Source organism: Sphingobacterium sp. B29 (genome assembly GCF_001952815.1).
GTDB classification, from domain to species: domain Bacteria; phylum Bacteroidota; class Bacteroidia; order Sphingobacteriales; family Sphingobacteriaceae; genus Sphingobacterium; species Sphingobacterium siyangense.
Map to the genome: position 1 here is coordinate 533038 of NZ_CP019158.1, position 12471 is coordinate 545508.

Genomic DNA, 12471 nt, shown 5'->3' on the forward strand with positions numbered 1-12471 from the left:
TTTTAGTCTTTATTTATTTGATTTTGAATGCGTTTAATTTCTGACAGCATGAGCGCAAGATGTTGTTTATTTAATGGATCTGTCTGTTGTGTGGAAAGTTGATTGATCGCTGCTACTAATGCGCCCAGGTAATTTCTGACATACAGCTGTACATCGCTACGTTGCGCCTGTGATATGATATCGGATCCTGGTGCTATTTTGGGGTTGATGATCTGATTTACTTTTTCTAGAAAAAAACGTTGTTGTGCACGTTTAAAAGCATTTATTCGAACGTCTCCTCCCGGCAAAGTCCATATCGTTCCCCCGATATCGTTTAGATATTCATCAAGTCCGTAAGGTCTTTGATTGGTCAGGGATTTCATATAGATATTATAGAGCATTCCTGGGCTCATCAACATATTAAGCATCTGCTCTTGTTGATCACTTATTTCCTTATTTGCATCTTTTCCGATCAAATCCTGTATATCTTTGGGATACAGCCACAGGGGTGGGGTTAATACGTTGTCGCTCACATACTGCATGGCAGCTTTTACCTTTTCTCGTGGAATTGCGGCATATACAGGACCTTCTTGACCACGCACTTTTTTTGTAATCTCCTGACTGCCGATGTTTTTCAATACATGGTAGAGATAACGGTCGAACTGTGCGCGCACCGCTTTATGCATATCCTTTAGGTTACTGTAATCATCTCCTGGCTCATACGTCCATTCCACCAAATTGGAAACCACTCGTTTCAGATTTTTGATCCCATAGGAGCTTGCCAACACCGCATCATCACCCAAATCTTCCTTTTGACCACGTGGATCCTCATCGTTTCCCTCCCCGCCAAACCACAGCTTAGGGTTGGCTGTCAGGCTATCGGTTACTTGTCTGCTGAGGTAAATCTGTTCATCTTCTCCACTTGAAAATTGTGGAAGATACTGATAACCCCATTGAATGGCCCATTTATCATAACTTCCAATACGCGGATAAATACCCGAGAGCCCCACCTTATCCTCCGGTTGCGCGACATAATTGAAACGAGCATAGTCCATGATCGATACCGTATGACCATTTTTTTCGACCCACTTTTTGTCGCGCAATTTCTCTACGGGCGTTTGGCTGCTTGCTCCCATGTTGTGACGGAGACCTAAACTGTGCCCCACCTCGTGCGACGAGACAAAACGAATTAATTGGCCCATCACCTCGTCATCCAACTGCATTTTTTGTGCAGCCTTATTTAAGGGCCCAACCTGCACCATAAACCATTGCTGCACGAGTTTCATCACATTATGATACCATCCAACATGCGCTTCGATAATCTCGCCACTTCTTGGGTCTGAAATACGCGGACCATAGGCATTCGCTTTCTCGGAGGCAAAATAACGGATTACAGAGAATCGGGCATCCTCCAAACTCATTGTTGTATCCTGTTCAGGCCATTCTTTGCCCACAATTGCATTCTTAAATCCAGCTTGTTCAAAAGCTTTATTCCAGTCATTGATTCCCGCAATCAAATAGGGACGCCATTTTTTTGGTGTTGCTGGATCAATATAATAGACAATCTGCTTTTGTGGTTCTACCAGCTCACCCCTTAGGTAGCGTTTTATATCTTTCGCTTTGGGCTCAAGACGATAGCGCTGAATAAAATTTAAGGCTTTGGAACGTTGGTCTTTATCCGTGAATAGAATATACTTATTTGCAAAATAGCCCACTCGCTCATCGAAAATCCGTTTTTTCATCGGCACCTTTGGGAGAAGGACCATGGAGGTGTTGGTGGTGAACGTCATCGCTCCGGTCAAACTTGCTGCTGGTGTACCCGCTGTGGAGGAGTATGTCTTTGTTGTCTTTACTTCCAGATTGATCGGAAATACCTTCATGTCGGTAATGAAAGATCGATCGTCGGCCAGAGAGGATAGCTTATTTTCGCTTTTTATCTTGCTATCAAAGGAAACTGCAGCATTGTCTTTTCGAAAAAGATCAGTTACCTCAACCAAATAGCTGTTTTTACCTGCGTTAAGTCCTTTGATATCCATAATAGCAATAATTGGATCTTCTTGAGACTGCACCAATGCGCTACGAATCGCATCGGTCTCCGGCGCATCCTGCCTGTAGATTGCTGCCCGCAACTGTATACGGTCTCCTAAGCCTTTTTCAAAATAAAGTGTCTGCTCATTCAACTTTTCTCCACCATACATCGGAAATCCTTGCGGAGCTGAGACTAAACGTGTAACCGTCAAAAAATAACGGTTCAACAAACTGTCGGGGATCTCCAGGTACCATTTTTTGTCAGACTCCAATACATTAAAAACGCCCGAACGTGCGACTTTTAGCTTACTAAAGATCTTATTGTAGGCCTCATTTAGATCATTTTTTGATTTTACGGTATCTGTCTTGCTTGCGCTTTGCTGGGCTTGCACCATACTGCCCGACAAAAGCAAGGCAAGGGTACTATAGATAATTTTATTTTTCATGTTTATTGTTAGAGCATCTATTAAAAAGGTAGCGTTTCATCTGTATTTAACCGGAGATTTGAATTTAACTTCATGACATCCAATGGAAATGGAATAATGTACATTCTTGAATTCGGAGCCAAGGTATAGGTCTTTTGTTCCACTGTTTTATTGACAATTGGAAATACACGCACAAGCGTTTTGGCGTAGTCGGGCTCGATGTTTAAGCGTTTCAAATCGAAAAACCGATGGAATCCAATAGGCAATTCCCGACGACGTTCGTTAATGACCAGATCCATGACTTCCTTTCGTGTTGTCGGAACAGCTAGGGTCGCTTTTTCTGCTTCGATCCGGGTTTTACGTAAGGTATTCAGCATGTTAATGGCATTTGCATATTGATCCTGACGTGCATAACATTCGGCCAACATGAGATAAATCTCCGGTGTTTTAAGCCCTACTGTAGGAAAGAAAAAGGCGGTATACTTGACGTTGTAATAGCTTGCTCCGGCGCCAATATCTAGAAAACTCGTATTTGTGGTTGTATAGAATAGGCTGAAGCGCTTATCTTCTTTGTCAAACATGCTTGTCAATTCAGGGCTTAATATATAGCTGTAACCAAAGTTCATCTCATTATAACCCGTTACATACATATAACTCAACACTTCAGGGTTATTTTCGGCAATCATGGGTATCTTGCTTGGTCCGCCTAATTTTTCGTATTGAACCAGATCAATCAATTGCCCATTCAGCTGCAATGCTTTTTCGGCGGCAGCTTTTGCTTCGGCAATTTCTCTTTTGAAAAGATGCACTTTTGCCTTTAATGCATAAGCAAAAGCTAAGGACGGATGGTAAGGATTCGTCGGTTTTTCCTGTAAATAAGGCAAAGCATCTTCAATATCCTTTTGGATAAAATCGTATACCTGCTGTACCGTTGATTTTACGGGCTTAGCTTCCAGATCATATTTGTCCATAATACAGATACCTCCATCCTGAGCTGCTGTACTGGCATCATAAGCTTTTGCATAGACGTTGATCAAATGGAAATAATCAAATGCACGAAACATCTTAGCTTCTGCCTTCGCTAGGGACTTTAACCCATTATCTCCTGTACTTTCGTCAACCAAAGAGATAATCATGTTCCATTGGGCGATGTATTTATAACATTGGCTATAAAAATTGGACGAATTAAGACGGCTCACGCGATCCTCCTGTTCCTGGAACAAAAAATTGATGGTATTTATATTAGGCGTTAATCCGATTACGTTGGATTCTTTCATATATTGGTCATCGACCAGATACTGAAAGTTATTGATAGGGTATCCGCGATTGGGATAAGCAACCAAGTCGTAGTAATCTTGTGCAGTACTCACTAACTGTGAGCCTTTAGGTGTTATATCAAGGTATTTATCGCAGGCAGAAAAGACAATTAGAGTCGCAAATGCCGCCGCTAAAGTTTTAAAATTCATCTTAAATTCGGATTAAAAAGTGAGTGAAAGCCCCATGAGGAATGATTTAGCCAATGGAAAAGTACGTGTTCCGCTATTGAGCGCATACGCTTCCGGATCGATATCATCACCAGCGGCACTCCAGGTCCACAAATTATTCACCTGCAAGGTTAATTTTACGTTTTGCATACCGGCTTTACCTGCCCATTGTTTTGGCAATTGATAGCCTACTGCGACATTTCTCAGCTTAACGTAATCTGCCGAAACAATCTGCTTATCGCTATACCGCCATAAGGTAGATACGCTACTTGCATAGGTAACTAATTGTTCTGGGTAATCAACCACCAGTCTTGGGTAATCGTTATCGGCACCTGCTGTCCATCGATTGACCAAACCCGCATTTGTCAGCTCATTACTGCCCAAGTCGATGGCATCTTTGCGTAATTTATGCCCGCCAGAGAATACAAACATCGCCGAGAGATCGAATGATTTGTAGCGTAAACGCTGATTGATGGAGCCTGTATACTTAGGAAACAAGGTCCCCATATTGACCAATGCATCCGGCGAGTTAATGTCTTTGATACTCGTTGGCGTACCATTTTCATCAAAGACAACATTTGATTCACCGTTTTGATCGAGAAAATAAGGGTAACCATTCACCATTCCTCCATAACGATAGGCCATAATCGAGTTATAGCTGCTTCCCTCAAAAAAGTAATCACTTGGAGAACCTATGTAAGACTGTGCTGTAGAGGTCAAGCCATTCACTTTCTCGACTTTATTCTTATTGAATGAAAATACCAGCTGGGTGCTCGCTGCAAAATCTTTCTTTTTCAACCAGACACCATTGATATTAAATTCAATACCTTTATTGCGCAAAGCACCATTGTTAATTACCCGCGAACTAGCCCCCACGGTAGGATCCAATACAGAATTGATCAATAAGTCCGAACTATAGCGATTATACGCATCAATACTTCCGGACAAGCGGTTATCCAAAATCGAAAAATCTACCCCGAAGTTTGTCGTACTTGTTTTTTCCCAGCGCAACATCGGGTTGGGCAGTGAACTTTGCTCCAGATACTGGAGGTAAGGGAAAAGTTTATCTGATTTCCAGGTGGCAGTACCATAACTGGAACTTGCTTGATCCACATTACCGGTAATACCGTATGTCGCCCGTAGTTTGAGGGAATTCAACCAATCTTCTGTTTTCATAAAGTCTTCGTTGCTGACGTTCCAGCCTGCTCCGACCGACCAAAGTGGACGATACTTAAATTTGGCATCCACACCAAATAAATCTGCCTGATCTATCCGGATACTCCCAGTCAGGTTATATCTATTGTTATAGGTATAACCTGCATTGGCATACAAAGAAGTGTACCGATGTAAGGTCTCCTTTTGCGCTCCACTATTCAAGTCAGATAGACGATTATTGCCGCCATAGATATAGCTCGTTATGCCAGACTTGCTTAAGGTTGCCCAATCAATAGTGGTCGAGGTCAGCGTTACAGGATTGTAGCCAACCAGCAATTGTTCAATAGGTCGGGGTACGCGTGACTGGCGCATCTCAAATCCGGCCAATGCCGTCAACTGATGTTCACCGTATTGGCCAAAGGTATTATCGTAGTTAAACTGATTACGGAAGGTGTAACTATAACGTTTGCTCTCGTATTGATAATAACGACCGCCTGCTGGCAAATTCTTTGTATACACGCCTGTTGTGGCATTGTAGCTGACCATTGCATTGGAAGCCATCCGCATCATGTAACTGTCTTCGTCGTAAAAACTCTCACGTGATGTTTGACCTAATTCGTATGAAAACTGTGTTTGAAATGAAAGTCCTTTGTATATATTGGCCCGCAAAGAGGTAAATGCGCGAAGACCTAAACTTTTATTGCTCTCAATACCCTCTCCTAGAACCTCAATCACATTAAATGAAGTACTTTTTAAATTTCCGTTTGCAGCAATCTGTTCTGCTGTTTCGCCATTAACGGCCGATCCTGGCCCCACTGAACTGGGTAATTTTACATATGGGCTGTAAACCAAATTCCCGTTTTCATCTTTGATCTGCGCATACCGTGGCTGTAAAAACAAATTGTTATAATCACCATCCGTATTTTTGTTTACACCATATGTACCATTCAATCCCACTGTTGCCGACAACCATTTGGTGAGATTGAAAGCCGACTTCAAATAAAGGTTAAATTTCTCATTTTTGTTATTGATCACCTGTCCTTTACCTTTATCATAATTAAAGGAAACAAAGGTATTGCTCTTCGTTGAATTTTGAGTGATGCTTGCATTATACCGTTGGCGTGCTTCATTCTGCCATACATTGTCGACAAACTCCTTGATGTAATCGTTGCTCCGCCATGAATTGACCTTTTGTTCTAGCTCCTGCGTGCTAATTTCACCGATAGATTCTTTCCGAAATAGATCGTACAGCGGCGAATAATATTTTAGATTACCACTTCCAAGCGATCCATAGTAATTAAATAAAGCTTCACTATTGGCATAACGGGACAATTCTCGCTTATACACATCTGTTTCGTAATCGATCAGATCAGATGTGCTTGCATAGTGCATCTTCGCGATATCTGGCTTCTGCGTAATGAACTGATCCACATTAAAGTTTACAGAAACACCTTGCCCCTTGCCTCGTTTAGTTGTTACCACGATAACACCATTGGCCGCACGGGCTCCGTAAATCGAAGCTGCAGTTGCATCCTTTAAAACTGTTACAGACTCTACATCATAAGGATTAATATCATTCAAGGTAAATTCGGTCGGCAAATCATCCACCACAATAAGTGGATTGGTGGTTACCGCACTGGAATAGGTTCCAATACCCCGGAGTACGGGTTTGTCTGCATCTGAACGTGTTGCACTTTTGATATAGGTCAATCCAGATACCTGGCCCTCTAATGCAGAGGTTAGGTCGACATTAATCTGTTTGTTCAATTGATCGTTGTTAATCATAGCATAGGCCCCAGGACTACGCTCTTTACTGATACGCTGGTATCCCGTTACCATGATCTCATTGAGCATAGACTCTTTGGGACTTAACATGACACGAATAGGCTTCTCGACTTGTCCAGCGTTAAAACGAACGATTTTTTCATTAAAGGACACGTGTCTAAAAGACAATTGGATGTCCGGGCTCGAAACATTCAGCTCAAAATCACCATCACCCGAACTCGTGGTCGGACTATTGTCCTCTAGACTATGAATAGAAACACCAGGAATGGCATTACCCAAACTGTCGATTACTTTTCCGCGTACAAGCTGATGAGCAGTTGATGCGGCTTTACGGTAGAGAATGATCCGTTTATTCTCTAAACGATAACCGAAGGGCTGATCCTTAAACAAAATAGATAAGGCATCTTCAACGCTTAACAGTTTTAGATTAACGCTGATCGGACGTGCCGATTTTAACAAGTTACCGTCAAAGACAAATTCATAGCCGTAGCGATCCGATAAGCTCGTAATCACCTCTTTGACATCGGCATTTTTAAAGTTCAATTGTACCTGTTGCGCATGTAATTCATAGGGGTCGATCATGCTCATCAAGGCAATTCCAGCGACCAAACTCAGGTATTTTCGCAAAAATACCGGTCGCTTTTGGGTTAGGTGTGACATGGTAGATTAAGGTAAATGTAGTATTTAGTTGTTTTTATTTTTTGATCGTTGTATTAATGTGATTTTTTTATTGTCCAACTGAAAATTTAGACCACTCGCTTCATTTAAGAGGTTTAACATCTCCTGTAGTGGAATATTTTTGCGGACTTTCATATAGATCGATTGATCAGAAGGTAGCGTTGTGGTATCAATATCGACGCCGTACCATCTGGACAGATCAGCCAGGATAACACGAAGCGACTGATCTTGGTAATCAAAGTAGCCAGCTTTCCAGGCTACAGCCTGCTTTGGCGTTAAACGTTCGATATGTATGCCTTTTTGATCGGTAACTGCTGTTTCCCCGGGGCGAAGTACAATTCTTTCTGCTGTTCCCGATTTGCTTAAAGCAATGCGCCCAGACAGGAGGGAAGTCGTAACATGGCCATCGCTTGCATAATTTCTTACGTTAAACACAGTGCCCAACACTTCGACTCTTGCGGCTCCTGCAGTAACGGTAAAAGGTCGTTGAGTATCATGAGCAACCTCAAAGTAGCCTTCTCCTTCCAAGGAAACTTCTCTTTTCGATGGATCAAAAGGAATCTGGAACCTCAAGGTAGATGCAGCATTCATTGTAATCTTGGTACCATCTTCCAGCACAAGCCTGAAATCAGAATTAGGGGTATATATTGTTTGCAAGCTTGGATTTTTCCCTAGTGCGATTACTTTTACAGTTTGGCTGTCGACACGAGAAAATGAAATGTCGCCCATTTCCCATAGCGAATCAGTCTGTGGTAAAATGGCGATTTCTTTGCCATACTTATCCTTTACATATAAAGTGGCTGCTGATGGCGCAGCAACATCGGAACGATGTGCGCGCTGGCCCAAATAAAACCAAGTCGCCAATCCCGCTACAAGTAGAATGGAGGCGGCAGCCCACCATTTCTGATGCAGTCTAAAACGAATAGGTTGCTTCTTAGAATCGTTTAAACTATCGATCAATCGTTCCTTAATTATTTCGATATGCGAAGCAAAGGGGTGTTCGATTTGATCTTCCTCAAAATCATTCGATGCCAGCGAAGTAAGAGCTTCCAGCTCCTCGTCGCTTGCTTGATCGAAATAGTGTAGCAACTTATCGAGATCCACCCGGTTGATGCTTCCATCTAAATAGCTCTTGTAAATATTTTCTATTTTTTTTGCCATATCTATAAGTTAATACGCAACTTATTAGCAAAAACACTATCGTAATCTTGATTTTTTTAAAAAAAATAGAATGTAACAAGAATTACCAAAATCTCATCATAATGGTCCTGTACAAATTGGCGAATATGTTGATTGGATTTGACCATCGCATTGCTTACCGTAGATACAGAAATATTCAATTTTTGGGCAACTTCTTCGTAGCTTTTCTGCTCTAATTTACATAAGACAAATATTTCTTTTCTACGCTCGCTTAAGGTATTGAGTGCTCTTTCTAATAATTCGGCTTGTTTTTCATGCATATCGCTTTCTGTTTCCATGATGTAGAGCTGCTCGAAATGCTGGTATAAATTTTCCTGCATTGCGGTTTCTTTTGCTAATTTTCTGTACCAAGAAATAACATCATTTTTAGCTATGGTAAAAATCCAAGACTTAAAGCTTCGGTTTGGATCTATGGTGGATCTTTTTTGCCAGACTTTTAGGAATACATCTTGCACGATCTCTTCGCTGACCTGTCTATCTTTAACCATTCGAAAGATAGTGGAAAATAAGGTGTGGCTATACTGGTCATATAAAGCAAAAAAAGCGTGTTCGTCTCCATGGGAAAGCGCAATCAATAGCTTATTTTTTGCAGTGATGTCCATCGTAAACTTTTCAAAAGGGCAGATAGTATGCTGTTTAAGCACCTAACAAGTGGACAAATTTACAAATTTTCAACTTAATATTGACGTCAATAATTTCAGGCGAACATATTCTATTCATTTTAATGTTTTAGGTACCAAAGGCTTTTCATCCAGTCGGATTGATCGTTGGGGGTGATAGGCGAAGCAGATAGGAAATATAAAAAAGGGGTACTAACAGAGCTGTAGTACCCCAAATTATAAAGGGATAAAAGGGACAAATTTAGTTTTGATGTTTGATGCTAATGTTTAAATAGCGGTTATTGTCAAACCCGCTCAGGGCGTTGACGATCACTACGCCATACTTTTCGTCTGCTGTCTTAAAGTAGAACATGCTGCCTGCTTTAAGGTCATTTAAAGAAAGATTGGTCGTTTTGCGCGAAATAGCATTGGTCTGAATCACTGCTCCTGAAGTTAACGTGTTCAGAAATGTGGTGGCCTGATTGGTCTGTATGCCTGAAAAATAAGTGGCCCGACCTTTTCCGGTTAGATCCGTAAAGTCAAAAGCATTAAAAGGAATCGGATTGGCTTGCAGCGAATAGATATTATAGGAATAGGTAATTGCACCATTGGCCTCTACCTTATAGGTTCGGTACATCCCCAAATCGATTTTTTCAGGATTGGCTTTGGCTTCAGCATAGGTATAGGTTTTACCTTCCATCAGGTCAATGAAGCAAGCGCTGCTTTGCGCAACACTATCCGGCATATAGAGCACGCGATTATTCAGATGCACGTAATCCGATACGGTATTGTAGGTGACAGAAGTATACCCATCGCCCATAAATACACCTTCGCTGTCAACGGCCATAATCCGAAAAGTGGAAAGTCCTACCTTATCGGCCTTTATTTTATAGACATAGCGAAAGCTCCTTTTTTCCCCTTCTACCAATGGAATTTTGAGTGCTGCCGCCCCGGCGCCATTGTAGAAGATCCATACTTGATGCATATCTTTGGATGCTGAACTGATTGTAAAATCCACATAGATGGAGTCGCCAACTGCAACATCCTTATAAGTTCCAATATTAAATTCATTTTCCTGGTGTAGTGTTACTTTTACATCCTCAAAAAGGTTGAAAATATTGTCGCCTTCCCGTTTACAGGAAAGTAATAGGCCGAAGAGGAGAAGAAGCAAAAAATATTTTTTCATCTGTATATAATTTGTTTTCAATGGTGATGAAGCTACCAGATTTATGCATCCCACTGTGTGGTTTGAAAAATCGTGGTGGTTTCATAATTAGTCGTTTAATGGATCAAATGTACCCCCTTCATAGCCGATCGTTTGTTCCAGCAATGGCGAAGAGTTCATAAAGGTGTTGGGTAGTGGATAGAAATAGTAGTAATCGCGGAAGGCAAAAGCACCATTAGCACTTTCTGCGCGTAGATTATAGGGATACTTGAAATAATTCAATACCGTATCTCTATTGTTCATGTCTAAGCTCTCCCGGTGCATAATGCCGGCAGCATTCTTTGATTCCAATATTTTCTTTAAGGCATCGGATTTTGTTTCGAATAGATACGTTTGGATCGTTCCCTCCAGGGTATGCATGCGACGCGTCCGGCGGAGATCATGATAGCGCTTCCCCTCAAAGGCAAATTCGATCTGTCTTTCGTTGAGGATTAGGTCGCGCATTTGCTCCTTGTTGGATGCCAGTGTTAATCCGTAGTCATAGGTTCCCTGTTCAATACCGGCGCGCTTGCGGATACTGCGAACAAGCTCCTTGGCTAAAGACAAGTTGCCGGTTTCATTTGCCGATTCGGCATAGTCCATCATGACTTCGGCAAAACGGATTTCAATCCAGTCCATACCATTACCGCCCAAATCGTTTGCCACTGCTACAGCAGATTTCGAGAGGGCGGGGTTGACAAATTTTTTGCAATAAAATGATTTAATGGATGTTTCGTTGATGGCATTGGTATAATTCCATTGTTTACGTCCTTCGATTCCACTTAAAGGCCATACAGCTCCATTGTATACAATAGTATTTGCGAAACGGGGATCTCTATTTTTCCAGAATAAAGCGGCATCATAGTCGGTATTGTTACCATCTGCGAGGGTCCCATCTTTCATCCGGTAGGCATCCAGCAATTTGGTGGTGGCAACATAATAATCCTGCGGGGAACCACCTTCTGAGGCGGGTCTGGAATATTGCTCAACGCGGGTATAGCGTTTTTCTGAAATAGAAGAATAGGATCGCAGCACGACAGCTTCGGTGTTGGCTGTGCCCTCTTTTAGAAAGATTTCGCTATAGTTGGGGATTAATGCACGGCCTGCAGCTTGACAGATATCGTAGGCTTCTTTGCTAGCTTGAAATGCTGTCTGCCAGCGTTGGGCTTCATAAGGATGTACCGCATTGTCCGTTGGATTAAACTGTGGGCTGGCCCAATATAGCAGGGCTTTGGCTTTTAAGGAGGCCGCGGCGGCTTTGTTGATTTTGCCCCGTCCTGTCGCATCGTCCCAGCTAACACCATCTAAATTAATCATTGCAGAATCAAGGTCGCTAACGATTTGTGTAAAGCAGGCTTTGGCAGATGCCCGTCCGCTTAATTCTAGCTTATCAGGATTTTGAGGTTCAAGCACAAGGGGGACGCCTCCATAGAGTCTGGTGAGCTCAAAATATACCATCGCACGTAGGGCATAAAATTGACCTAAAAATTTCTTTTTTGATTCAGTAGATAGGGTTCCCGATGGAATATAAGCAATGGCATTGTTGCAACGGGCAATGTCGAAATAACGGTTGTCACCGACATTGGTTCCCTGGTATTTGGTGGCGATGTATTTGACATCGTTGAGGCCGATTTCGCCACTTAAGCCCAATACTTTTTTACTGGGGCTGTTGGTGCCCGAAAAGTAGTTTTCGTCACTGGCATAGTGCATTTGCATATCGTTGGTCGTGACCTCATGGGGATGACCAGGCATAATCATGCTATAGGTGCCGGCCAGATAGTATTCAATGGCACCTTCGTTGTCCCATATACGGGCATCCAGGCCACCATGGTCTACCAGTTCAAAAAAATCGTCTTTACAGCTCTGGGTCATCAGGGCTGTGCTCGATGCCATTAATAAGGCTAGGATATAGGGGAAATGTCTTTTCATGTTCT

At 42.2% G+C, this 12471-nt stretch carries 7 protein-coding genes; all 7 read right to left on the reverse strand.

What is annotated here, in order from left to right; all coding sequences use genetic code 11:
• Positions 1–2: 2 nt before the first annotated feature.
• The 7 genes from BV902_RS02350 to BV902_RS02380 all read right to left on the reverse strand — a co-directional run bounded on the left by BV902_RS02350 (position 3) and on the right by BV902_RS02380 (position 12466).
• On the reverse strand, positions 3–2453 hold the full coding sequence (locus BV902_RS02350) for a zinc-dependent metalloprotease (protein WP_075990611.1): 2451 nt from the start codon (positions 2451–2453) through the stop codon (positions 3–5).
• Between the two features lie 20 nt (positions 2454–2473).
• On the reverse strand, positions 2474–3898 hold the full coding sequence (locus tag BV902_RS02355; RefSeq protein ID WP_075990612.1) for a RagB/SusD family nutrient uptake outer membrane protein: 1425 nt from the start codon (positions 3896–3898) through the stop codon (positions 2474–2476).
• A gap of 12 nt (positions 3899–3910) precedes the next feature.
• Positions 3911–7516 carry a SusC/RagA family TonB-linked outer membrane protein gene (locus BV902_RS02360; protein WP_075990613.1) on the reverse strand — a complete coding sequence of 1202 codons (3606 nt, stop codon included), beginning with the start codon at positions 7514–7516 and terminating at the stop codon, positions 3911–3913.
• 24 nt (positions 7517–7540) lie between these two features.
• Positions 7541–8695, reverse strand: a complete 1155-nt coding sequence (locus tag BV902_RS02365) for a FecR family protein (RefSeq protein WP_075990614.1) — start codon at positions 8693–8695, stop codon at positions 7541–7543.
• A 56-nt stretch (positions 8696–8751) separates the two neighbouring features.
• On the reverse strand, positions 8752–9336 hold the full coding sequence (locus BV902_RS02370; RefSeq protein WP_075990615.1) for an RNA polymerase sigma factor: 585 nt from the start codon (positions 9334–9336) through the stop codon (positions 8752–8754).
• Positions 9337–9595: 259 nt separating this feature from the next.
• Positions 9596–10519, reverse strand: a complete 924-nt coding sequence (locus BV902_RS02375; protein WP_075990616.1) for a hypothetical protein — start codon at positions 10517–10519, stop codon at positions 9596–9598.
• Positions 10520–10606: 87 nt separating this feature from the next.
• On the reverse strand, positions 10607–12466 hold the full coding sequence (locus tag BV902_RS02380) for a RagB/SusD family nutrient uptake outer membrane protein (protein WP_075990617.1): 1860 nt from the start codon (positions 12464–12466) through the stop codon (positions 10607–10609).
• Between the last annotated feature and the right edge of the window lie 5 nt (positions 12467–12471).

What these genes read in the sequence shown, in the direction of transcription:
- BV902_RS02355 (WP_075990612.1), bottom strand. Translation starts at nt 3,898, where the DNA reads ATGAATTTTAAAACTTTAGCGGCGGCATTTGCGACTCTAATTGTCTTT.
- BV902_RS02365 (WP_075990614.1), bottom strand. Translation starts at nt 8,695, where the DNA reads ATGGCAAAAAAAATAGAAAATATTTACAAGAGCTATTTAGATGGAAGC.
- BV902_RS02380 (WP_075990617.1), bottom strand. Translation starts at nt 12,466, where the DNA reads ATGAAAAGACATTTCCCCTATATCCTAGCCTTATTAATGGCATCGAGC.
- BV902_RS02370 (WP_075990615.1), bottom strand. Translation starts at nt 9,336, where the DNA reads ATGGACATCACTGCAAAAAATAAGCTATTGATTGCGCTTTCCCATGGA.
- BV902_RS02350 (WP_075990611.1), bottom strand. Translation starts at nt 2,453, where the DNA reads ATGAAAAATAAAATTATCTATAGTACCCTTGCCTTGCTTTTGTCGGGC.
- BV902_RS02360 (WP_075990613.1), bottom strand. Translation starts at nt 7,516, where the DNA reads ATGTCACACCTAACCCAAAAGCGACCGGTATTTTTGCGAAAATACCTG.
- BV902_RS02375 (WP_075990616.1), bottom strand. Translation starts at nt 10,519, where the DNA reads ATGAAAAAATATTTTTTGCTTCTTCTCCTCTTCGGCCTATTACTTTCC.